Here is a 25,979-nt window from a genome sequence, read left to right as displayed (position 1 = left end):
GGTGCATCCAGGAGGATTCGAACCTCCGACCGCTCGGTTCGTAGCCGAGTACTCTATCCAGCTGAGCTATGGATGCAAATGGCGGTGAGGCGGGGATTCGAACCCCGGATGCAGCTTTTGACCGCATACTCCCTTAGCAGGGGAGCGCCTTCAGCCTCTCGGCCACCTCACCAGTACGCTTCTTGCGAATCGTGCCTAACTTGCTTTAGAGAAGCTCATCGGCACTGCGTGGCGCACATATTACTTTCGTGGGTTTATAAGTCAAACAATTTTTCCCAACTCTCGCGCGTTTGCACAAATCACAGGCAACATGAGTGATTTCGCGGCAAAAAGAGTGCTTTATCAACAAGAAAATGCCGTGCTACCGCGGATAAGAGTTTGATCGCAGGAGAAAGATTATTGGAAAAATGTGGGGGAAGATAACAGCTAGCATGAAAAGGAGGGATAAAGCGGGTCCAGAAAAGCAAGGAGCGTCTCGCTATAGAACGAGACGCTACTTAGAAATCAGTAAGTCGTCTGTTGAGACTTCTCGGCCTGGATACGCTGATAGATTTCTTCGCGGTGAACAGACACCTCTTTGGGGGCATTCACACCAATACGAACTTGGTTGCCTTTAACCCCTAGCACTGTGACCGTAACCTCATCGCCAATCATGAGGGTTTCACCAACTCGACGAGTCAGAATTAACATTCTTTGCTCCTTGAAAGATTAAAAGAGTCGGGTCTCTCAGTTTCCCCGCCATTATCCATTATATACAGTGAAAACGTAAGTCAAGAACCCACAATAAATGTAAGTAGACTTGGTGTCACTCCAGATTAAGAATAAGTTTAGCCGACCTGGAAAACTTTGTACCCGCAATTATAACTACATTGTGTTAGCACAGTCTAAAAACGCCATAAGCCACAATGGATTACAGCGTCAAGAATGTGCCTATTTATTTATATTCACAGTTTCGCGGCCACCCAGGCCTCTACGCTGTTTAATGCCGCAGGCAAGGCATTGGCATCAGTGCCGCCTGCCATTGCCATATCAGGGCGCCCACCGCCCTTGCCGCCAACCTGCTGTGCGATGTTGCCGATCAGCTCGCCGGCCTTAACCCGGTCAGTCAGATCTTTGGTAACACCCGCAATCAGGCTGACTTTGCCTTCTTCCACCGTGGCCAACACGATGATCGCAGAACCCAGCTGATTTTTAAGATCGTCAACCATGGTACGCATTATCTTCGGCTCAACGTTATCCAACTGACTGACCAGCAGTTTCACGCCATTGACCAGCTTGGCGTGACTCGACAGAGAAGCGCTTTCCTGCGCAGCTTGTTGATCTTTCAGCTGTTGAAGCTCTTTTTCCAGCGCGCGAGTGCGATCAAGCACCGCACGTACCTTATCGCTCAGGTTAGTGCTGTCACCCTTCACCAGGTGAGCAACATCCTGTAACAGGTCACTTTGCTGATGTAAGGTCGCTATCGCACCTTCACCCGTCACCGCTTCAATACGACGGATACCGGCTGCGGTACCAGACTCACTCTGGATGCGGAACAGGCCAATATCACCAGTACGGTTGGCGTGCGTACCGCCACACAGTTCGGTAGAGAAATCTCCCATAGTCAGCACACGCACGTGGTCATCGTACTTCTCGCCAAACAACGCCATCGCGCCCTTCTCTTTGGCATCGTCCAACGCCATCACTTCGGTCTGCACCGATAGGTTACGACGGATCTGCTGGTTAACCAAATCTTCTACCGCGCGGATTTGTTCTGGCTTCATCGCTTCAGAGTGCGAGAAGTCAAAACGCAGGTACTTGTCGTTAACCAACGAACCTTTTTGCGCTACGTGCTCACCCAGGATCTGGCGCAATGCCGCATGCAACAGGTGAGTGGCGGAGTGGTTCAGGCGGATACGGTTACGGCGTTCGCTGTCGATCACCGCATCAACGCGGTCATTCAGCTTCAGAGAGCCGCTAGCCAGCTTGCCCAGGTGACCGATAGCCTGGCCATATTTCTGCGCATCGCTCACGACAAACTCACTGCCGGCTGCTTTCAACACGCCTTTATCGCCGACCTGGCCACCCGATTCGCCATAGAATGGCGTTTCGTCCAGCACCACCACGGCCTCTTCACCCGCATGGATCTCATCCACTGGCTGACCATCGCGGAACAGAGCGGTCACTTTCGCCTGTTGCTCTTCGCGATCGTAACCATTGAACTGGCTTGCGCCGTCAACACGGATCAGGCTGTTGTAGTCCGCGCCAAAACCGCTGGACTCACGCGCACGGCGGCGTTGAGCCTCCATAGCCTGCTCAAAGCCTTGCTCATCAACCTTAAGGCCACGCTCACGGCAGACGTCAGCAGTCAGATCCACCGGGAAACCGTAGGTATCATACAAACGGAATGCCGTTTCGCCATCCAGAGTATCACCCTGCAGCTTGGCCAGTTCGTCATCCAGCAGCGCCAAACCGCGCTCCAGCGTACGGGCAAACTGTTCTTCTTCGGATTTCAGTACCTGCTCAACCTGTGCCTGCTGACGTTTCAGCTCGTCAGCGGCAGGGCCCATCACTTCGATCAATGGAGCAACCAGCTTGTAGAAGAAGGTCTCTTTCGCGCCCAGCATATTGCCATGACGGATCGCGCGGCGAATGATACGGCGCAGCACGTAGCCACGGTTTTCATTCGACGGGATCACCCCATCGGCGATCAGGAAGGCACAAGAACGGATATGGTCAGCAATCACGCGCAGCGACTTGTTACCCAAATCGGTCGCACCGGTCAGTTTAGCGACGGCGGCAATCAGGGTGGTGAACAGGTCGATTTCGTAGTTGGAATTGACATGTTGCAGCACCGCAGCGATACGCTCAAGGCCCATACCGGTGTCCACCGAAGGCTTCGGCAACGGCAGCATGGTGCCATCAGACTGACGGTTGAACTGCATGAACACGATGTTCCAGATCTCAATATAGCGATCGCCATCTTCTTCCGGGCTACCCGGAGGCCCCCCCCAGATATGGTCGCCATGATCGAAGAAGATCTCGGTGCACGGGCCACACGGGCCAGTGTCACCCATTTGCCAGAAGTTATCGGAAGCAAAGGCCGCGCCTTTGTTATCGCCAATGCGGATGATTCGTTCCGCAGGCACGCCAATCTGCTTCTGCCAGATGTCAAAGGCTTCGTCATCGGTCTCATAGACGGTGACCCACAGCTTTTCTTTCGGCAGGTTGAACCAGTTTTCACCGGTCAATAGCTCCCACGCATAGCTGATGGCATCATGCTTGAAGTAGTCACCGAAACTGAAGTTGCCCAACATTTCAAAGAAAGTATGGTGACGAGCGGTATAACCGACGTTTTCCAGATCGTTGTGCTTGCCACCGGCACGCACGCAACGCTGTGAAGTGGTGGCACGCGAGTAGGCGCGCTTGTCCAGCCCCAGGAAAACGTCTTTAAATTGGTTCATGCCGGCATTGGTAAACAACAACGTCGGATCATTGTTAGGTACCAGGGAGCTGCTTGCTACAACCTGGTGGCCTTTACTATGAAAGAAATCGAGAAACGCTTGACGGATCTCAGCGGTGCTCTTGCTCATAATTTTCCCGGAAAGACTAGAATAACGACGCGTGAAAGAGGCTCGACATCCTGACGATATCCTCTGGCTCACGAACTAAATGTGGGGATAAGATAAATTTTCTTCGCAGCGAAGTAAAACGCCGTGTGCATTCATTGCGCATAATCACGGTAAATCGACTGAATTTCTTCCTGGAAGAAGCCACGATAGAGCAAATAGCGCAACACCTTGGCTTTCTCTTTCCATTCTACCGGTAACGGATCGCCAAATTTACGCAGTGCAATCTCCCTGGCTTGCTCACACCAGTTGATTTCACATTCCGCCAGTGCGCCCTGCACAATCTCTTTATCCACGCCCTTTTGCATCAGTTCTGAGCGAATACGCTGTGCGCCATATCCCTTGCGGCTGCGGCTGGCAATAAAGCTATTGGCGAAACGCCGATCGTCCAACCAGTTATGCTGGTAGCAATAGCTAATCACCTGTTCAATGATTGCGGGATCGACGGGCTCTTCGGGAGGTTCTGTCGGGGATTTACTACCGAATCTGGCGTTCGCCATAAATGGCGACGCCGCAAGTTTGCGGCGCAGTTCGGCTTCACTATGATCGCGTTGGGACAATAGCCGCATCGCACGGCTAATCAACGTATTTTGCTGATTACCTGAAGGCTGGGAGCCTACGTCATTCATATTTGCAAGCCTTGGTGATCGGTATACGCCCAAGGGGCGTATACCCACCGGCAAAGATTAAAACTCTTCGCTGGTTTCTGCTTCGTTGTCGTCGGCCTTCTCATCACCCGCAGCAACGGGTTCACCATTGCTGTGCAGCAACAGGTCGCGCAGTTTTTTGTCCAGCTCCGCAGCAATGGCCGGGTTTTCTTTCAGGAAGTTACAGGCATTGGACTTACCCTGACCGATCTTCTCACCGTTGTAGCTGTACCAGGCACCGGCCTTCTCGATCATCTTGTGCTTCACACCCAGATCGACCAACTCACCACGGCTGTTGATCCCTTCGCCATACAGGATCTGGAATTCTGCCTGTTTGAACGGTGCAGCGATTTTGTTCTTCACCACTTTCACGCGGGTTTCGCTACCGATCACTTCATCACCCTCTTTGATCGCACCGATACGGCGGATATCCAGACGGACAGAAGCGTAGAACTTCAGGGCATTCCCCCCGGTGGTGGTTTCCGGGTTACCGAACATCACGCCAATTTTCATACGGATCTGGTTGATAAAGATCAACAAGGTGTTGGCATTCTTCAGGTTACCGGCCAATTTACGCATGGCCTGGCTCATCATACGTGCCGCCAGCCCCATATGTGAGTCGCCGATTTCGCCTTCGATTTCCGCCTTCGGCGTCAGCGCCGCTACGGAGTCAACGATGATGACGTCAACCGCGCCGGAACGGGTCAGCGCATCACAGATTTCCAGCGCCTGCTCACCGGTATCCGGCTGAGAACACAGCAGGTTGTCGATATCCACGCCCAGTTTCTTGGCGTAGATAGGATCCAACGCATGCTCGGCATCGATAAACGCACAGGTTTTACCTTCGCGCTGTGCGGCGGCAATAACTTGCAGTGTCAGGGTAGTTTTACCGGAGGATTCCGGGCCATAAATCTCTACGATACGGCCCATTGGCAAGCCGCCTGCCCCCAGAGCGATATCGAGTGATAGTGAGCCGGTGGAGATCGTTTCTACGTCCATGGAGCGGTCTTCACCCAGACGCATGATGGAGCCTTTGCCGAACTGCTTCTCAATCTGGCCCAGTGCCGCAGCTAACGCCTTTTGCTTGTTCTCATCAATAGCCATTTTTGCTCCTTCGTTGCGTAATGCGGGTATCACCCGCATTGCCGCTGAATGTATGTTGTGCAGGAAATTGCCGCTAATTATACTGTATGGTCATACAGTATCAAGCCTAATTTTACAAAAATTCATCAAGCGCCGTTTGCAGCGCAAAAATCGTTGCCTGCAGGCGCACCGCATCACGATCGCCGGTAAATTGCATTTTGCGTGCCAACACCTGGCCGGAACGTTCGGCAAAGCCAAACCAGACGGTACCGACCGGTTTTTCCGCACTGCCACCGTCCGGGCCGGCAATGCCGCTGACCGAAAGCGCCAGATCGGCCTTGGCCGCGTGCATTGCGCCCTGTGCCATCTCGCGCACCACTTCTTCGCTGACCGCACCATAAGTCTGCAAGGTCGCTTCTGCCACCCCTAACAGTTCATGCTTTGCCGCGTTGCTGTAAGTGACAAAGCCGCGATCGAAATAGGCCGAACTGCCGGCAATATCAGTAATTACCTTGGCAATACCGCCGCCCGTACAGGACTCTGCGCAGCTGATCCAACGCCCGCGGGCCTTTAGCTTTTGTCCAACGGCAATACTGAGTTCACGCAACCGCTTCTCACTCATAGCCTCTCCTTTAGTCAATCAAGGTATATGCGCCTGATGGTAGCATTTATCAAGCCTCTGCGGCGGTTTGCTGACCGAAATGCCAAGCGCTTCGCAGTGCTGCGGTTTTAAGCCGTTGGACGAACTGTTAGTATCGGGGATAACGTCCAACTTGCTGCGGCAAACCAGTTTGCCTCAATCTTCGACCAAAACAGGAAGGCCGAGTGAAAAAAACGTTAGGTGTATTCTTTCCGCTGTATACCACTACCCTGCTGATGCTGCTGGGTTCAGGGTTACTAACCACCTACATTTCCCTGCGGTTAACCTCCATCAACGTCAGCGGTGCCCTGATCGGGGCCATTATCGCCGCCAACTATATCGGCCTGGTGATCGGCGGCAAGGTGGGCCACTTTCTGATTGCCCGCGTCGGGCATATCCGCGCCTATGTCTCCTGCGCCGGGATCATTACCGCAGCGGTGCTGGGCCACGGCCTGACGGAATACATCCCTGTATGGGTGGTACTGCGGCTGATTATCGGCCTGTGCATGATGTGCCAGTACATGGTGCTGGAGAGCTGGTTGAACGATCAGTCCGAATCCAATCAGCGCGGCATGGTATTCGGCTTCTATATGGCCGCCTCCTATCTTGGCATGTCGTTGGGGCAGATTGTGCTGATGTTGCAAACCAACCTCGGCATCACCACGCTGCTGCTGATCGCACTGTGTTTCTCCCTCTGCCTGGTTCCGATAGCCCTGACAACCCGCACCAATGCTCGGCATATGTCCCCCGCACCAATGGAGCTACGCTATTTTGTACAGGCCATTCCCAAAGTGTTGGCCACCACGCTGGTGATCGGCATGGTGGTCGGCTCCTTCTACGGGTTGGCACCGGTGTATGCCAGCCAGCAAGAGTTGACCACCCAGCAAACCGGTTTGTTTATGGCCATCGCGATCTTTGCCGGGCTGGTGGCACAATTTCCGCTGAGCTGGCTGTCAGACCGTTACAACCGCACGCTGCTGATGCGGGTTAACGCGTTACTGCTGGTGATTGCCGCCTTACCACTGGCCCTGTTGCCCCATATCGATTTCCCGGTGTTGCTGGTCGTCGGCTTTATGGTCAGCATGTTGCAGTTCACCCTGTACCCGCTGGCGGTGGCGCTAGCCAATGACATGATTGAGCCAGAGCGCCGCGTCTCCCTGGCTGCCTGTCTGCTGATGGCATTTGGCGTGGGGGCCAGCATCGGGCCGCTGGCCGTCGGTGCGTTGATCCAGCCTCTGGGTGGGAATATCCTGTATGTGTTTTTCGCGCTGTGTGGGCTGTTGATTATGGCCTGCAGCAGGACTGTCAAACAGGATGAGTCGCAGTTTGTCCAGGATGCACCAGTGCCCCATATCGCCATGCCAGACAGCCTCTCCAGCTCCCCGCTTTCCCCGGCATTAAACCCGACGTTCGATGAGCAGATCATTCAGGAGACCATGCCAGCACCGGAAGCAGCCCCCGACCCGCAAACAGAAACGCCGTTGGCGGAACCGTTGCCTGAAGAAGAGCCAGCCCAGCCTCAAGGTGCGGACCCTGAAGAAGATACCGGGCTGAAAAAAGCCTATACCATGCTCTAGTCTAGGCTGTGTCTGCCACGCCTTACCCCAAAAATCTGAAGGATTTATTATACCGCCTCATAAAATCAGTAGCATAACTGATAAATAAAAAGTCTTAACCTCACAATTCCCAAAAACCCCCCTTTATTACCCCGCAGATAAGTGCTACGAAGACCCGCAGTGAGCGTCCGTTTTTTAATACAATTATTTTATTTATCCAACCCGGTAGCACCAACTTTCAAATAAGTGCAACCACCACAATAAAAAGGTTAACCCAATGATTAAATGCGAATTTATTTTCACCACCCCAGTTAATAACTGGTGAAAAAATTCAATTTATCTTGGCAAAAATAAAATGGCTGAATAATTTAAGAAACCATTAATTACCTATGGGCACTTATCCATGCTAGCAAATAAGAATTTTTATCAATAACGACTTTGCACAATAATCATTGCCGCCTATGGCATTTTTATCAAAGCTCGCTTATACCTATCTCACAGATAAGTTAGAAAACTTAATCATAATATCCTATCAGGGAAGATTTATTAGTTAACTTTGCATTAAATTAGTCATCTAAACACCAGGTTAAATTTAGCTCGAGGGCCCCCCCATCGGGCATTCCAGCGCGCCTACAAAAGCCACACAAGCGGCTTTGGCGCGCTATGCAAATTAACTTTGGCGTTCAGAGGCTAACCACATGGCACAATCCAATTTTACCCTTGGGGCTGTTGATATTATTGCTCGTCACGGCGGCGCAAAAATCGCTGACGTAGCAACCGGTACCACTACCGTCAGCCTGACACAAAGCAGCATTGTGCGGATCCATGGCACTCAGGCACTGGTAGGCAGCTATGAACGCCAAGGTAACGATCTGATCGTACACATGAAAGATGGCACGACGGTACGTTATCAAAGTTTCTTTGAGGTAGACGCCGACGGGAAACACAGTGAATTGGTGTTTGATGATGGCAATGGCACCATCCAGCACGCGATATTCCCGGCAACCGCCGCTACCGCCGAGCCAATGCTAATCACACCGCAGTTTGAATCACTGTCTGACGTTTCACCCCTGCTGATTAGCGATAATGATCTCTCCAACGGTGCCATTGCCGCCATTCTGGCTGGCCTGGCGCTTGGGGCTGGCGTTGCCATCGCTACCGGGACAGGGAATAACAACGACGACCACAACGACGATCCTTCCGTACCGCCAGAACAACCGACCCTGACCGTCGGAACCCTAGGCCAGGACAACGTTCTAAACGCCAGTGAAGTTAAAATTGCCCAGTTACTGAGCGGCCTGACCACCGGCGTTGCCGCAGGCGCGACCATCACACTGACGCTCAATGGCAAAAGTTACACCACTACCGTCGGAGCCGATGGCAAGTGGAGCTTTGACTTCAGTTCCGCTGCGCTTTCTGGTCTGAAAGACGGCAATTACCAGTTGACGGTTAAAGTGACCAACCAGGATGGGATTAGCGTCGAAAAAACGATCAGCGTGCTGGTCGATACCGCCCCGCCTGTGTTGACCGTCACCCCGTTGACCGGCGACGACCATCTGACCGGCACAGAGTTGAAAACATCGCAGGCGCTAACCGGCACCGGCGAGGCTGGGTTGACGGTTACCGTGACCCTGAACGGTAAAACCTACACCACGACGGTCGGCAGCGACGGCAAATGGAGTTTACAGTTGCCCGCGGCGGATCTGGCATTGCTGAAAAACGGTAACTACAACCTGATCGTGACCTCAACCGACAAAGCGGGTAACCAAACCACGCAGGATCACCCGATCTCCGTTGACACCACGATCAATAATACCTCGCCACAGATCTCAATTAACGCCCTGGCTGGCGATAACGCGATCAACGCCAACGAAGCGAAAAGCGCTCAAACACTGAGCGGCCATACGCAAAATGTCGAAGCGGGGCAAACCGTTACCATCACCTTGAACGGCAAGACCTATAGCACCGTGGTTCAAAGCGATGGCAGTTGGTCGCTTTCTCTGCCTGCCGCCGATCTGGCCGCACTGGCCAATGGCTCGATCACGCTTAATGCCACCGTCACCGACAAAGCAGGGCAAAGCGCCAACGCTCATGAAACTATCACTGTCGATTTAACCGCCCCTGAACTGACCGTCAACAAACTGGCCGGGGACGATGTGCTCAACGCCGCCGAAGCGCATACGCCACAGACGCTTAGCGGCACCAGCAATCCAGGCCAGACGATTGTCGTTAGCCTGAATGGTAAAACCTACACGGCGGTAACGGGCGCGGATGGCAAGTGGAGCCTGGTTCTGCCTGTCGCAGACTTGCAAGCGTTGGCCCAAGGGGATAATACCCTCACCGTGACGGCTACCGACGCCGCAGGCAACAGCACTACCGTGACGGAGCACTTGCAGGTAGATACCGTGCCACCGGTGCTCACGCTGGATAAGTTTACCGGCGATGATGTTGTCACCGCAGACGAGCAAAAATCCGCGCAAAATATTACCGGTACCGCCTCCATCAGCGAAGCCGGGCTGATGGTCAGTGTGTCATTCAATGGTAAAACCTATACCGGCACCGTAGGCGCAGATGGCAAATGGATCATCAGCGTGCCTGCCGCAGATATGGCCGCCCTGACCAACGGCAATTACGAGATGATCGCCACGCTTAGCGATCAGGCGGGCAACACGACAACTACCGCGCCGCAGGTTATCACCGTAGATAACCAACTCTCGGCCATCAATATCGGCATTGTTTCCTCAGACGATAGGCTCAACGCCGTCGAAGCCGGGCTTCCTCTTGCCATCAGCGGTACCACGGCCAACGTTGCCGTTGGTGCAACCGTGACCGTCACTCTCAATGGAAAAACCTATACTGCGCAGGTATTGGCGGACGGCAGTTGGACATTGCAGGTGCCTAGCGCCGATTTGCAACTGCTGGCCGAAGGCAACAACACGATTTCTGCCAGCGTTACAGGTAACGACGGTTCTACCGTGACCACCACACATAATCTGGACGTTTACACTCATGATCTGCCTGCGGTAACTCTGGACACACCGTTTGGTGATGGCATCCTTAACGGTACGGAAGCAGGTCAGCCACAAACCCTGACCGGCACCACTGGCATCACCACGCCGGGCCAGACCGTCACCGTGACTCTGGGCGGCAAAACCTATACCGGCACCGTGGATGGCAGCGGCAACTGGAGCGTCACCATCCCTGCCACCGATCTGCAAGCCCTGCCAGACGGCACGCCAGCCTTGACCGTCACGGTCACCGATGCCGCTGGCAACAGCAATACGCTGAACACCACCGTCACCGTCGATGCGACCGCGCCAACCCTCACCGTTAACGTGGTTGCCGGGGATGATGTGCTGAACGCCGCCGAAGTGCTGGTGGCACAAACCGTTTCCGGTACCGCTTCAGTCGCCGATGCAGGCCGCACCGTCACCCTGACCTTGAACGGTAAAACCTACACCACCGTGGTGCAACCGGATGGTTCGTGGAGTGCATCATTGCCCGCCGCCGATCTGCAAGCACTCAGCGACGGCAGCCATGATCTGGTCGCTACCATTACCGATACTGCGGGCAACAGCACCAGCGTCACCCACGGCATCAACGTTGATGCCAACCCAGCCAACTTGCCAACCGTCAGCATCGGCGTGTTTGCCGGTAACGACGTTATCGACGGCGCTGAAGTGAAGACAGCCCAAACCCTGTCCGGCACCACTACGCAGGTGGAAGCGGGCCAGACCGTCACCATCACGCTGAACGGCAAAACTTACACTGCCACCGTGCTGACTGACGGCACCTGGAGCACCAGCGTGCCCGCTGCCGATCTGGCGCTGTTAACCAACGGCCAGACCACCATTACCGCTACCGTCAGCGACAGTGCCGGTAACCCAGCAACCGCCAGCCATGACGTGACCGTCGACACCAGCCTGAGCGGCCTGTCTATCGCCGTGATCGCCGGTGACGACAAACTCAATCTGGCGGAAAGCCAGTTGCCATTAGTCATCAACGGCAGCAGTGCCAATCTGGCTACGGGCGCGACCGTCACCGTCACACTCAACGGTAAAACCTACACCGGCACTACGCTGGCGGACGGTTCTTGGAGCGTCACCGTGCCTGCGGCTGATTTGGCGTTACTGGCCGATGGCACCGCCACCGTTACCGTGAGCGCCGTCGATCAGGCCGGTAACCCGGTCAACGATAGCCACGATCTGGGCGTGTTTACTCATACCCTGCCAGAAGCCACCCTGAACACGCCATTTGGCGACGGCATTCTGAATGGCGCAGAAGCGGGTCAACCGCAGACCATCACGGGTTCTACCGGCATCACCACGCCGGGGCAAACCGTTACCGTGACTTTGGGCGGCAAAACCTATACCGGCACCGTGGATGGCAGCGGCAACTGGAGCGTCAGCGTACCTTCTGCTGACCTGCAAACGCTGCCGGACGGTACGCCAACTTTGTCCGTCACGGTCACGGATGCCGCAGGCAACAGCAACACGCTGAACACCACCGTCACCGTCGATGCGACCGCGCCAACCCTCACCGTTAACGTGGTTGCCGGGGATGATGTGCTGAACGCCGCCGAAGTGCTGGTGGCACAAACCGTTTCCGGCACCGCCTCGATTGGTGATGCAGGCCGCACCGTGACCCTGACGCTGAACGGCAAGACCTACACCGCCGTGGTGCAACCGGATGGTAGTTGGAGCACCAGCGTGCCCGCTGCCGATCTGCAAGCACTCAGCGACGGCAGCCATAACCTGGTCGCCACCCTCACCGATGCCGCAGGCAACAGCACTAGCACTACCCATGTCCTCGGTGTGGATGCCAACCCGGCCAACTTGCCAACCGTCAGCATCGGCGTATTTGCCGGTAACGACATTGTCGACGGCGCAGAAGTACAAACCGCCCAAACCCTGTCCGGCACCACTACGCAGGTGGAAGCGGGCCAGACCGTCACCCTCACACTGAACGGTAAAACCTACAGCGCCACCGTGCTGGTCGATGGCACCTGGAGCACCAGCGTACCGGCCGCCGATCTGGCCCTGTTGGCTAACGGCCAGACCACCATTACTGCCACCGTCAGCGACAGTGCCGGTAACCCGGCCAGCGCCAGCCATGACGTGACCGTCGATACCGATCTCAGTGGGCTGTCCATCGCCGTGATCGCGGGCGATGACAAACTCAGCCTGGCGGAAAGCCAGTTGCCATTAGTCATCAACGGCAGCAGTGCCAATCTGGCTACGGGCGCGACCGTCACCGTCACACTCAACGGTAAGACCTACACCGGCACTACGCTGGCGGACGGCTCTTGGAGCGTCACCGTGCCTGCGGCTGATTTGGCGTTACTGGCCGATGGCACCGCTACCGTGACCGCCACTGCCGTCGATCAGGCCGGTAACCCGGTCAACGATAGCCACGATCTGGGCGTGTTTACTCATACCCTGCCAGAAGCCACCCTGAACACGCCATTTGGCGACGGCATTCTGAATGGCGCAGAAGCGGGTCAACCGCAGACCATCACGGGTTCTACCGGCATCACCACGCCGGGGCAAACCGTTACCGTGACTTTGGGCGGTAAAACCTATACCGGCACCGTGGATGGCAGCGGCAACTGGAGCGTCACGCTGCCAAGTGCCGATCTGCAAGCGTTGCCAGACGGCACGCCGGCCTTGTCCGTCGTGGTAACCGATGCCGCTGGCAACAGCAACACATTGAACACCACGGTCACCGTCGATGCGACCGCGCCTACCCTGACCGTGGGCTTGATTGCTGGCGATGATGTGCTGAACGCCGCCGAAGTATTGGTGGCCCAAACCGTGTCCGGCACCGCCTCGATTGGTGATGCAGGCCGCACCGTGACCCTGACGCTGAACGGCAAGACCTACACCGCCGTGGTGCAACCGGATGGTAGTTGGAGCACCAGCGTGCCCGCTGCCGATCTGCAAGCGCTCACCGACGGTAGTCACGATCTGGTCGCTACCCTCACCGATACTGCGGGTAACAGTACCAGCGTCACCCATAGCCTCAATGTCGATGCCAACCCGGCCAACCTGCCAACCGTCAGCATCGGCGTGTTTGCTGGTAACGACGTTATCGACGGCGCAGAAGTGCAAACCGCCCAAACCCTGTCCGGCACCACTACGCAGGTGGAAGCGGGCCAGACCGTCACCATCACGCTGAACGGCAAAACCTACAGCGCCACCGTGCTGGTCGATGGTTCCTGGAGCACCAGCGTACCGGCTGCCGACCTGGCCCTGTTGGCTAACGGCCAGACCACCATTACCGCCACCGTCAGCGACAGCGCCGGTAACCCGGCCAGCGCCAGCCATGACGTGACCGTCGACACCAGCCTGAGCGGCCTGTCGATTGCCGTGATTGCCGGTGATGATAAACTCAACCTGGCTGAAAGCCTGCTGCCGCTGGCAATCAGCGGTAGCAGCACCAATCTGGCCGTCGGGGCTACGGTGACCGTGACCTTGAACGGGAAAACCTACACCGGCACCACCCTGGCAGACGGCTCCTGGAGCGTTTCCGTGCCCGCCGCCGATCTGGCATTGCTGGCCGACGGCACCGCTACCGTGACCGCCACTGCCACCGATCAGGCCGGTAACCCGGTCAGCGGCAGCCACGATCTGGGCGTGTTTATCCATAGTCTGCCAACTGCCACCCTGAACACGCCGTTTGGCGATGGCATTCTGAACGGCACGGAAGCGGGTCAACCGCAGACCATTACAGGCTCCACCGGCATCACCACGCCAGGCCAGACCGTCACTGTCACCCTGGGCGGTAAAACCTATACCGGCACCGTGGATGGCAGTGGTAACTGGAGCGTCACGCTGCCAAGTGCCGATCTGCAAGCGTTGCCAGACGGCACACCAGCCTTGTCAGTGGTGGTCTCCGATGCCGCCGGCAACAGCAATACGCTGAACACGACCGTTACCGTCGATGCAACTGCACCAACCCTCACCGTGGGTCTTGTTGCCGGGGATGATGTGTTGAACGCCGCCGAAGTGTTAGTGGCGCAAAGCGTATCCGGCACCGCCTCGCTGGCAGATGCAGGCCGCACCGTGACCCTGACGCTGAACGGCAAAACCTACACCGCCGTAGTGCAACCGGATGGTTCGTGGAGCACCAGCCTGCCTGCCGCCGATCTGCAAGCGCTTACCGACGGTAGTCACGATCTGGTCGCTACCCTCACCGACGCAGCTGGCAACAGCACCAGCGTCACCCACAGCCTCAACGTCGATGCCAACCCGGCCAACCTGCCAACGCTGAGCATTGGCGCATTCGCCGGGGACGATATCGTTAACGGAGCCGAGGCGCTGGTCACCCAGGCCTTGTCCGGTACCACCACCAATGTCGAAGCCGGCCAGACCGTGACGCTCACCCTGAACGGCAAAACCTACTTTGCCACCGTGCAGGTAGGCGGCGGCTGGAGCGTTAACGTTCCGGCAGCGGATATGGCGTTGCTGGCCAACGGCCAGGCTACCATTACCGCCAGCGTCAGCGATCAGGCAGGCAACCCGGCCACCGGCAGCCATACCATCAATGTTGATACGGCGGTGGAAAGCATCGCCATTAACCTGATTGCCGGTGACGATCAACTAAACCTGACCGAAGCCTCACAACCGCTGACCATCAGCGGAACCACGGTCAATGTGAACGCTGGCCAAACCGTTACCGTAACCTTGAACGGCAAGACCTACACTGGCGTCGTGCTGGCCAATGGCAGTTGGAGCGTATCGGTTAACAGCACCGACCTGTTGGCGCTACAAGACGGCCTGACAACGGTCACTGCTAGCGTCTCCAACCCAGGTGTCGATCCGGTCAGCGACAGCCATTCGTTGGATGTGCATATCCATACCCTGCCGGCACCAACCATCAATCAGCCGTTTGGCGATGGTTTCCTCAACCAGGCGGAGGCAGCCACTGCGCAACTGCTGAGTGGCAGCACAGGCATCCCTGGTGCAGGACAAAGCGTGATCGTCACTCTGGGTGGCAAAACCTATACCGCAACCGTGGATGGCAGCGGCAACTGGAGCGTTTCCATCCCATCGGCCGATCTGCAAAACCTGCCAGCGGGCAGCAATACCATCAGCGTATCCGCGACGGATTCCGCGGGTAACAGCGTGCCTGGCAGCACTACGGCGCAGGTCGACCTGGTGCCACCAACCCTGGCGGTCAAGCCGTTTGCCGGGGATGACAAGGTTAACGCCCTGGAAAGCCTCAGCGACCAGGTGGTTTCCGGCACCGCTTCCATCGGCGATGCCGGGCGTACCGTCACGGTGACCCTCAACGGTAAGTCCTATACCGGGGTAGTTGCCAACGACGGCACCTGGAGTGCCACCATCCCAAGCGCCGATCTACAAGCAATTGGCGATGGTAGTTATCCATTAACCACCACCTTGAGCGATGCGGCGGGCAACACCACCACCGTCACCCATACCGTGACAATCGACGCCAATCCGCTGGACCTGCCAACCCTGAGCATCAATGTGTTTGCCGGTAACGATATTATCGACGGCGCAGAGGTGAAAACCAGCCAGACGCTGAGCGGCACTACCACCCACGTGGAAGCGGGCCAGTTGGTGACCATCACGCTGAATGGCAAAACCTACACCGCTACCGTGCAGGCAGACGGTACCTGGAGCACCAGCGTATCCGCCGCCGATCTGGGCCAACTGGCTCAGGGCAACAGCACCATTAGCGTCAGCGTTAGCGATACCTCCGGCAACCCAGCCACGGCAACGCATAACGTGGTGGTCAATACGGCCCTGAGCGGCATCGCCATCGACGTGATTGCCGGTGACGATAAGCTGAACCTGGCCGAAAGCCTGCTGCCATTAACTATCAACGGCAGCAGCCTCAACCTGGCTACCGGCGCAAGCGTGACCGTGACGCTGAACGGTAAAACCTACACCGGCATTACGCTGGCGGACGGTTCCTGGAACGTACAGGTACCACCGGCCGATCTGGCGCTGTTGGCAGACGGCAATATCAACCTGAGCGTTTCCGCTGTCGACCAGGCCGGTAATCCGGTCAGCAGCAGCCATACCTTGGGCGTGTTTATCCATAACCTGCCAGACGCCACCCTGAACACGCCGTTTGGCGATGGCATCCTGAACGGTACGGAAGCGGGCCAGCCGCAGACCATCACCGGCTCCACCGGCATCACCACGCCGGGGCAAACCGTCACCGTGACCCTTGGGGATAAAACCTACACCGGCACCGTGGACGGTAGCGGCAACTGGAGCGTCACCGTTCCGGTTGGCGATCTGCAGGCATTGCCAGATGGGACGCCATTGCTCAACGTCGTGGTCACCGATGCTGCGGGCAACAGCAACACCCTGAGTGGCACCGTCGTGGTCGATAAGATCGCTCCGACCCTCACCGTCGGCGTCATTGCCGGGGATGACGTGCTTAACAGCGCCGAAGTGCTGCTCAACCAGACCGTTTCGGGCACCGCCTCCATCGGCGATGCGGGTCGTACCGTGACGCTGACGTTGAACGGTAAAACCTACACCACAGTGGTTCAGCCGGACGGTTCGTGGAGCACTTCACTGCCAACCGCCGATCTCACCGCACTGTCCGATGGCAGCTATAACCTGGTCGCCACCTTGACCGATAGCGCCGGTAACAGCACCAGCGTCACCCACGCCATCGGGGTTGATGCCAGCGTGTTGAACGCACCGGTGCTGACCATCGGCACCTTTGCGGGCAACAATATTATTGACGGTGCCGAGGTGCAGGCAACGCAAACTCTGAGCGGCAGCAGCCTGAATGTTGAAGCCGGGCAGATCGTTTCCATCACCCTCAATGGCAAAACCTATACCGCCACCGTGCAGGCAGACGGTTCGTGGAGCACCAACGTACCGGCGGCCGATCTGGCATTGCTGACTAACGGTAGCCTGACGATCACCGCCGACGTCACCGATAAAGCCGGTAACCCGGCCAGCGCCACCCATGACGTCACGGTCGATCTCACCCAGAGCGCCCTGGCAATTGCCCCAATCACTGGCGATAACCAGTTGAACGCCATCGAAGCCGCCGCAGGGATCAGCATCAGCGGGAGTTCCACCAACGTTGCCGTCGGCGCGACCGTCACCATTGCACTGAACGGTAAGTTCTACGAGGCGATAGTGCAGGCCGATGGCAGTTGGACGACTACCGTTCCTTCAGCCGACCTGACGATCCTGGGCGATGGCAGCCTGACCGTCACCGTCAGTGCCACCGACGAAGCGGGCAATCTGGTCACTGGTTCGCAACAGTTGGGCGTGCTGATCAACAGCCTGCCGGTTGCCACCCTGAACACGCCGTTCGGTGATGGCTACCTCAACAAGGCGGAGTCCACCAGCGATCAAACGCTGAGCGGCACTACCGGAGTGAGCGGCAGCGGACAAACCGTCAGCGTGGTGCTGGGAGGGAAAACCTATACCGGCATCGTCGATAACAACGGTAACTGGAGCGTGAACGTACCCAGTGCCGATCTGGCGGCCCTGCCTGACGGCCCAACCAGCATTGGGGTCACCGTCGGTGATATCGCTGGCAACACCTCCAGCATCAACTCCAGCGCCACGGTCGATCTGACCGTGCCGGTGCTGACCATCAACACCGTCAGCGGTGATGACATCATCAACATCGCCGAAAGCCAGCAAGCGCTGCAAATCACCGGTACCGCACCGATCAACGACAGCGGCCAGCCAGTGGTGGTGAAAGTCACCATCAACGGCTTGACCTATAACGGGCTGGTGCTGGCAGATGGCAGTTGGAGCGTCACCATTCCGGCTGGCGATCTGGCTAACCTGCCGAACGGTATCTCCTCCATCACCGCCACCTTGACCGACGCCGCTGGCAACATCGGCAGCGTCAGCCATGGCATCACCCTGGATACCGATCCGGCCCAGGCACCGCTGTTGACCATCAACACCCTGTCCGGCGATGACTACCTCAGCCTGGCGGAATCCAACCTGCCGTTGACCATCAGCGGGGGTAGCCAACGCGTCGAACAGGGGCAACAGGTCACCGTGACGCTCAATGGCAAAACCTATACCGCCATCGTCGGCGCGGACGGCAGTTGGAGCCTGCAGGTTCCGGCTGTGGATGTGGGTGCCTTGCCAGACGGTAAAGACACCATCACCGCCACGGTTAGCGATACCTCTGGCAACCAGGCCACCGCCAACCACACCCTCACCGTGATCACCGATGCGGGCAATCTGCCGCAGCTGTCGATCAACGTGATTGCCGGTGATGACATCATCAATGCCAACGAAGCCAACTCCCCAGTGATCATCACCGGCGGTTCCAGCCATGTGCAACCAGGCCAGGTGGTCAGCGTGCTGCTCAACGGCAAAACCTACACCGGGGTGGTGGGAGCGGATGGTAGCTGGAGCGTGAGCGTCCCTGCCGCCGATGCCCAAGCCTTGCCGCAGGGTAACCTGACCGTAAACGCCACGGTGACCGATGTCGCCGAGAACCCGGCTAGCGCAACGCATAACGTTAACGTAGACACCGTGCCACCATTACTGGAGATCGATATCTTCGCTGGTGACGGCATCCTGAACCTGGCGGAAGCGCTGCTGGGGCAAGTGTTGAGCGGGCATACCGATCCAGGCCTGACCGTTACCGTCACGTTGGGCGCTAACGTTTACACCGCCCTGGCGGATCCGACGACTGGTGCATGGAGCGTCAATATCCCAAGCAATATCCTGCAAGGGCTGTTGGATGGTAACGTGACTATCGGCGTGAGCGTCACCGACGCTGCAGGTAACGGCGTGTCAGACTCCATCACGGTGGCGGTCAACACCCATACGCTGCCATCGCTGACGCTGAACCCGCTGTTCGGTGACAATATTCTTAATATTGCCGAACTGGGGATCGCTACGCCAATCGGCGGTGCAGCAACCAACCTGCTGGTTAACACTCCGGTATTGGTCCAGATTGGTACCTACGTGGTGAACGGTATCGTGAATAACGATGGCACCTGGAGCGCGCTGATCCCAGCCAATGCCCTGGCCTTGCTGGCTGACGGCACTGTACAGGTGGTGGTCTCCGCCGTGGATGCGGCAGGTAACCCGGCCAGTGCAGGCGGGTCGCTGGAGATCCTGTCGCATCTCCTGCCAAATCCAACCATTAACCTGCCGTTTGGCGACGGCGCTCTGAACCTGGTGGAAGCCGGGGTCAATCAGCTGTTGACCGGCACCACCGGCATTATCGGCAACGGTCAAACGGTGGTGGTCAGCCTCAACGGTAAAGACTACAACGCTACGGTTGGCAACAACGGCCAGTGGAGTGTCACCTTACCGACCAGCGATCTGCTGGGGCTGCTGGATGGCCCACACACCATCAGCGTGGTTGCCACCGATAAAGGTGGCAACAGTCAAGGCGTGACGCTGGACTTTGACAGCGTCCTCACCGGACTGCCGGTAGCCGGGTTCGACACACCGTTTATCGATGGCATTGTCAACCATGCCGAAGCCTTGTTGGGCGGAGCCCTCACCGGTTCCACCGGCATCAATAGCAATCTGGGCCAGACCGTGAAAGTGAATGTCAACGGCCTGAACCTGGACGCCACGGTAAATGCCGACGGCAGCTGGACGCTGCCACTCGACAGCGCCACCCTGCTCGGCCTGCCGGACGGCAACTGGCCGGTCACGGTGACGGTGACCGACGCAGTGGGTAACATCAACAGCACTACCGGCTCGCTGGAGATCCTGGTCAACAAGCTGCCGTTGCCAACCCTGGATCTGCCGTTTGGCGATGGCTTGCTGAATATTGCCGAAGCCGCGTTGACGCAAACCCTGACCGGCAAAACCGGTCTGATCGGCAGCGGCCAGATCGTTACGGTGACGGTAGACGAAGGTCTGCCAAATCAGCAAACCTTTACCGCTCAGGCCGATGGGCTTGGCGGCTGGTCTCTGCAACTCACCGCAGCACAGCTTGCCGTGTTCAGCAACGGACAACACACCGTTGAGGTCACCGTTGAGGATCGAGGCGGCAATACGGCTACCACCGCGCCGCTGGATGTGACTGCTTCCCTCACCTTACCAGTGCCAACCATCGTTCCGCCGTTTGGCGTTGACGGTGTGCTGAGCATCAGCGAAGCCGCCGGAGCGCTGACGATCACCGGCACCACCGGGGTAAACGGAGCTGGCCAGGCGGTGAAAGTGGTGATCGATGTCAATGGCATCAGTTACAACGCGCAGGTTGATATCAACGGTAACTGGTCGTTACCGCTGCCTGCGGCCACCCTGAGCACCTTGCTGGATGGGCCACACGTGCTGACCGTCACGGCGACCGACGCCGCGGGCAACACCAACAGCAGCACTCTGAACTTCAGCAGCGATCTCACCGCACCGGTACCAACCATCAACACACCGTTCGGTGACGGTTTCCTCAACCTGGCCGAAACCAACCTGGGGCAAACTTTGACCGGTAACTCCGGCGATGCGACTGCGGTCAACGTGAAGATCGGCAACATCAACTTTGCTGCTCAGGTCAACGGCGATGGTACCTGGAGTCTGGCGCTCAACAGCGGCGCGCTCAGAGATCTGGTTGAAGGTGATAACACCATCACCGTGACCGCCACGGATGCCGCTGGCAACCAGGGCACGGCCGGCTCTTCGGTGCACGTCTCAATCACCACTCTACCAACCGTGACCATCTCCAACTTCACGGCGGATAACACCATCAACTATGCCGAAAGTCAGTCGGTACAGTTGATTAGCGGTACCTCCACCAACGTCGCGGTTGGGCAGCAGGTGACCGTTACGCTCAACAGTAAAACCTATACCGGGGTGGTGTTGGCAGATGGCAGTTGGAGCGTGTCTGTTCTGCCTGCCGATCTGCAAGCCCTGAGCGGTACGCCAAGCATCACGGCTCAGGTCAGCGATCAGGCCGGGAACGTCGCCGTCGATAACCACAGCTTCAACGTTAACCTGACCCCTCCGAGCCAGATCATTACTGTTGATCCGATCACCGGCGATAACATCGTCAACGCCAGTGAGGTCGGGCTAATCATCAATCTGACCGGTAAAGTGATTGGCGGGATCGGGCTTGGTCAGGTAGTCACCATTACCGTGGGCGGCTTACCGCTAGGTATTCCGGTCACTACCCTGGCGGATGGCACCTTCAGCACCGTGGTGACCTTCCCGATTGACGGCAATATCGTGGTTTCGGCCAGCACCACCTTGCTAACACCGCTACCAACGGTATTTACCGCCAGTGAAACCGTATTGGTCGACCGCATTCCACCGACGCTCACCATCAATACCTTCGCGGGTAACGACGTGTTGAACGCCAGTGAAAGCACCGTCGCCCAGGCGATTTCTGGTACCGCCTCGGTCTCGGAAGCGGGCCGCATTGTGACGGTCACGTTGAATGGCAAAACTTACAGTGCACAGGTCAGTGGCACCGGCACCTGGTCGGTCAACGTGCCACCGGCAGATCTGGTGAACCTGCCGCAGGGCAGTAGCACCATTAATGCCACGCTGTCCGACGCAGCAGGCAACACCACGCCTGCAACGCACGTCATTACTACCGATACCACGGCACCACTGCTGTCGGTCGATCTGCTGACCGGGGACAATGTCCTGACGCTGGCAGAAGCCCTGCTCGACCAGGCATTGACCGGGACTGGCGGCATTGGCGAAACCGTCACCGTTACGCTGGGGCCATTGACCGCCAGTGTAGTGGTTGGCCCGGATGGCAAATGGAGCATTCCGCTACCGTCGCTCGATCTGCAAAGCCTGACCGATGGGCCGCAGATCATCGGCGTCACCCTGACCGACACCGCTGGCAACAGCAGCCATACCGACGTGACGCTGAACGTGGCGTTGAATAAAACGCTCGGTGCGGGGGTTAACGCCCTGTTTGGCGGCGATGGCGTGCTGAACCTGGCCGAATCGCTGCTGACTCAGGTGATCAGCGGTAACGCCACCGGCGATTACAACGGAGCGGTTGTTCACGTCACTATCGCTGGCATCACGCTGGATGCCAACGTGGGCGGCAACGGCCAGTGGAGCGTTTCACTGCTGCCTAGCCAGCTCAGCCTGTTGGGTGACGGTTTGGCGCAGGTTCAGGTACAAATCGTTGACGCCAACGGCAACGTCGTCAACGACCTGATCGATATCGATGTCCTCACGCAGAACCTGCCGGTGATCGGCCCGGTCACCGCCTTCGGCGATGGCCTGCTGAATGCGGCTGAAGCCGGTGTGTCACAGACTGTCAGCGGGGTGATTAACGGTCTCGGTATCGGCGGCGGCAGCGTTAGCGTCAGCCTGGGCACCAAAACCTATACCACCAGCGTTGGCAGTGACGGTATCTGGAGCCTGTCGATCCCACCGCTGGATCTGGCTGCACTGAGCGACGGCAATCTGGCGCTGGGCGTTTCGGTGACCGATTCTGCCGGTAACGTGGTGAGCAAAAACATCGATATCACCGCCATCATCCACAATTTGCCGGACATCGTGCTGGATCCGATCTTTGGCGACGGTATCCTCAACGTGGCGGATCTGCTGCTCAACCAGACCATCAGCGGCACCGTCACCAACCTGGCGGCAGGTTCCACCATTAACCTGAACATTGCCGGTTCGCAAACCCTGACCGCCACCGTAGGCGCAGGCGGTCAATGGAGCGCCACCGTCACACCGGATATCCTCGGTATCCTGCAAGGGCTGGGCAATGGTGACTTTACCGTTACCGCTTCCGCGACCGATGCGGTGGGTAACACCACCAGCGCCACCGCCGGGCTACAGCTGGATGTGTTACTGCCGGTGATCACGCTCGATCCGCTGTTTGGCGGTGATGGCTTCCTCAACGCGGCCGAATCGCTGGTGCCGCAAACCCTCAGTGGTACTGTGGCCTTTGCCAGCCCAGGTGCACAAGTGCAGGTATCTCTCGGTGGCAAGACCTTCCTGACCACCGTCGGTGCCGACGGCAAGTTCAGCCTGGTACTGCAACCGGCCGATCTGCCGACCTTGCTAGACGGCGATATCAACGTTGGCGTTTCGGTGCTAGATGGCTCTGGCAATACCGGCGTGCTTGATACGACGATTGATGTGATCGTCAACAACCTGCCAACGCTGGCGCTGAACCCGCTGTTTGGCGGCGACGGCTTCCTCAATGCTGCCGAAGCACTGCTAACCCAGACCATCAGCGGTACCACCACCAATGCGGCGGCAGGTTCCCAAGTGGTGATCAAGGTCGGTACGCTGCAACTGAACGCCACGGTCGGTGCCGACGGTAGCTGGAGCGCTACCATCAATCCGTTGCAGTTGGCGGATCTGGCGGCGGGTAATCTGATCGTCAGCGCTACGGTCACCGATCCTGCGGGCAACACCAGCGGGGCCAGTGTAGGCCTCAATGTGGCAACCATCCTGCCGACGCTGACGCTGAACCCGCTGTTTGGCGACGGCACGCTGGATCTGAGCGATCTGCTGTCACCGCAGATCCTGAGCGGCAACGCAGGTAACGTGTCGGCCGGGACCACCATCACGCTGACGTTGGGTAGCCATACCTATACCACCAGCGTCGATGCCACCGGCAAATGGCAACTGCCGATCCCAACCCTGGATCTGCAAGGGTTGTTGGATGGCGTGACCAACGTCACCGCCAGCCTCACCGATGCGGCAGGTAACACCGTGAGCACGGTCAACCCACTCAACGTGCTGATCAACGCTCTGCCAACCCTGACGCTGGATCCGCTGTTCGGCGGTGATGACCTGCTGAATGCGCTGGAGGCGACCAGCAACCAGATCATCAGCGGTCATGCCACCAACGCACCGGGTTCAACCATTCAGGTAAACCTCGGCAGCAATACCTTCACCACCCAGGTGAATGCCGATGGCAGTTGGTCACTCAGCCTGACGCCGCTCAACCTGTCCAGCCTGCTGGACGGCAATCTGTCACTGGACGTTTCGGTCACCAACTCCGCAGGGAAAACCGGCAGCATCAGCGCCGATCTGGGCGTGGGGATCCACAACCTGCCGACCGTTAACCTGGGTAGCCTGTTTGGCGATGGTTTCCTCAATCTGAGCGAAGCCAACCTGAACCAGCTGATCGGCGGCACCACTACCAACGCCATCGGCGGTAGCGTCAGCGTCAATGTGGGAGGACTGGTATTGACTGCCGCCGTAGGCAACGACGGGAAATGGAGCGTCAGCGTTCCTACCCTGGATCTGGTCAATCTGGCAGATGGGCCATTGTCGGTCGGCGTTACCGTCACCGACCGCTACGGTAACACCAGCTCGGCCAACGCCAACGCCACGGTGAAAATCCACGCGCTGCCGTTGTTGGGCATCGATGCCCTCGGCACCTTGGGCAGTGCGCTGAGCATTTTGACCAACGGTCTGTCCGTCAGCGGTACCAGCCTTAACGTACAGCAAGGAGCGCAAGTCAGCGTCACCTTACTGGGCAGTACGCTGCAAGGCACCGTAGACGCCACCGGGCATTGGTCGGTGAAGTTCGACACCACCAACGCCCTCAAGGGTCTGAATGTGCTCAACCTGATCCCTACCCTGTTGGGTACCGCAGTGGCGGCTTCGGTCACCGACCTGGCAGGCAACGGGGTCAGCGTCTCTGCGGGGCTGACTTCCGGTATCGAACTGCCACTGCTGATGACCGCCAACACCACGGTCGAAACACTGTCGCTGGATACTTCAGGTACTGAAAACACCAGCACCGACAGCACCACCGATCTCACTACAGTCGCCACCGTGCAACACACCACGGCAGAAACCAGCACGCCAACCAGCGAGGTCAGCAGTACCCAGACCACCACGGATACCAGCGAGCCAGTCACCAGCACGCTGGTGGTGAACCCAACGCTGCCGGTGGATACCGCTGGAGTTACCACGGTTGAAGACACCACCTTCAGCATTGGCGGCGTCACCATCAATCTGGCGGATGGCACTACTGCCAGCGGCGACACCATCCATGGCAGCAGCGGTAACGATGTGATCCACGTCAACGCCCTCGACTTCCTGTCGATCGACGGCGGCGCGGGTATCGATACCCTGGAGCTGGATGGCAAAAACCTCAACCTGGATCTGACGGCGTTGGGCCTGAAGGTGCAACACATCGATATCTTCGATTTGGGCACCAGCGGCACCAACAGCATCACGCTGGATCTGCACGAGGCGCTGAACGTCAAGGATGCCGCCAGCGACAACCTGCTGATCAAGGGCAGCGTCGGTGACCAGGTCAATCTGACCCAGGCCGAAGGCGGCACCTGGAGCTCAGTGGGCCAACGGACGGTCGATGGCCAAGTGTTCGACGTTTACCACAACTCCGCCCTCGACAGCGGCAACACCCTGGGAGATGTTCTGGTGCAGCAAGGCCTGCACGTCAATCTGGTGTAGTACCCGGCCTCTCTGTCAGCCACTGGCTCGTACGCAGCGAGCCAGTGGCATGGGAATGACAGAGTTCAGGCCAAGGCAGTGCGGCGGTTCCG

General features: G+C 57.8%; 7 protein-coding genes and 2 tRNA genes. 2 read left to right on the top strand and 7 right to left on the bottom strand.

Annotated features, from left to right (window positions below):
- Positions 1–2: 2 nt before the first annotated feature.
- The 7 genes from KAJ71_RS01910 to pncC all read right to left on the bottom strand — a co-directional run bounded on the left by KAJ71_RS01910 (position 3) and on the right by pncC (position 5,960).
- Positions 3–76: transfer RNA gene (locus KAJ71_RS01910), tRNA-Arg, on the bottom strand.
- 3 nt (positions 77–79) lie between these two features.
- Positions 80–172 (bottom strand) — tRNA-Ser (locus KAJ71_RS01905).
- A 332-nt stretch (positions 173–504) separates the two neighbouring features.
- Positions 505–690 carry a carbon storage regulator CsrA gene (csrA, locus tag KAJ71_RS01900; protein WP_004091602.1) on the bottom strand — a complete coding sequence of 62 codons (186 nt, stop codon included), beginning with the start codon at positions 688–690 and terminating at the stop codon, positions 505–507.
- A gap of 254 nt (positions 691–944) precedes the next feature.
- On the bottom strand, positions 945–3,572 hold the full coding sequence (gene alaS / locus KAJ71_RS01895) for an alanine--tRNA ligase (RefSeq protein ID WP_248944123.1): 2,628 nt from the start codon (positions 3,570–3,572) through the stop codon (positions 945–947).
- A 131-nt stretch (positions 3,573–3,703) separates the two neighbouring features.
- Positions 3,704–4,237: a recombination regulator RecX gene (gene recX, locus KAJ71_RS01890; RefSeq protein WP_248944122.1), complete on the bottom strand. Its 534-nt coding sequence runs from the start codon at positions 4,235–4,237 to the stop codon at positions 3,704–3,706.
- 57 nt (positions 4,238–4,294) lie between these two features.
- Positions 4,295–5,359, bottom strand: coding sequence for a recombinase RecA (gene recA, locus KAJ71_RS01885; RefSeq protein WP_248944121.1), 1,065 nt, complete (start codon positions 5,357–5,359; stop codon positions 4,295–4,297).
- A gap of 112 nt (positions 5,360–5,471) precedes the next feature.
- Positions 5,472–5,960, bottom strand: a complete 489-nt coding sequence (gene pncC, locus KAJ71_RS01880; RefSeq protein WP_248944120.1) for a nicotinamide-nucleotide amidase — start codon at positions 5,958–5,960, stop codon at positions 5,472–5,474.
- Between the two features lie 203 nt (positions 5,961–6,163).
- On the opposite strand from pncC, the gene KAJ71_RS01875 reads away from it, so the two are divergent.
- Together KAJ71_RS01875 and KAJ71_RS01870 are read left to right on the top strand one after the other, a co-directional pair.
- Positions 6,164–7,555, top strand: a complete 1,392-nt coding sequence (locus KAJ71_RS01875) for an MFS transporter (protein WP_248944119.1) — start codon at positions 6,164–6,166, stop codon at positions 7,553–7,555.
- A 677-nt stretch (positions 7,556–8,232) separates the two neighbouring features.
- Entirely contained in the window at positions 8,233–25,887 is a 17,655-nt protein-coding gene (locus tag KAJ71_RS01870) for an Ig-like domain-containing protein (RefSeq protein ID WP_248944118.1), read from the top strand.
- Positions 25,888–25,979: the final 92 nt, after the last annotated feature.

The sequence above is a fragment of the Serratia silvae genome (genome assembly GCF_023282985.1).
Classification (GTDB): Bacteria; Pseudomonadota; Gammaproteobacteria; order Enterobacterales; family Enterobacteriaceae; genus Chania; species Chania silvae.
Note: the sequence above shows the minus strand (reverse complement) of the source record. Positions and strands in the feature narration are given on the sequence as shown.

Excerpts from the sequence above, each read along its gene's own strand:
- csrA (WP_004091602.1), bottom strand. The coding sequence starts at position 690 with ATGTTAATTCTGACTCGTCGAGTTGGTGAAACCCTCATGATTGGCGAT.
- alaS (WP_248944123.1), bottom strand. The coding sequence starts at position 3,572 with ATGAGCAAGAGCACCGCTGAGATCCGTCAAGCGTTTCTCGATTTCTTT.
- recX (WP_248944122.1), bottom strand. The coding sequence starts at position 4,237 with ATGAATGACGTAGGCTCCCAGCCTTCAGGTAATCAGCAAAATACGTTG.
- recA (WP_248944121.1), bottom strand. The coding sequence starts at position 5,359 with ATGGCTATTGATGAGAACAAGCAAAAGGCGTTAGCTGCGGCACTGGGC.
- pncC (WP_248944120.1), bottom strand. The coding sequence starts at position 5,960 with ATGAGTGAGAAGCGGTTGCGTGAACTCAGTATTGCCGTTGGACAAAAG.
- KAJ71_RS01870 (WP_248944118.1), top strand. The coding sequence starts at position 8,233 with ATGGCACAATCCAATTTTACCCTTGGGGCTGTTGATATTATTGCTCGT.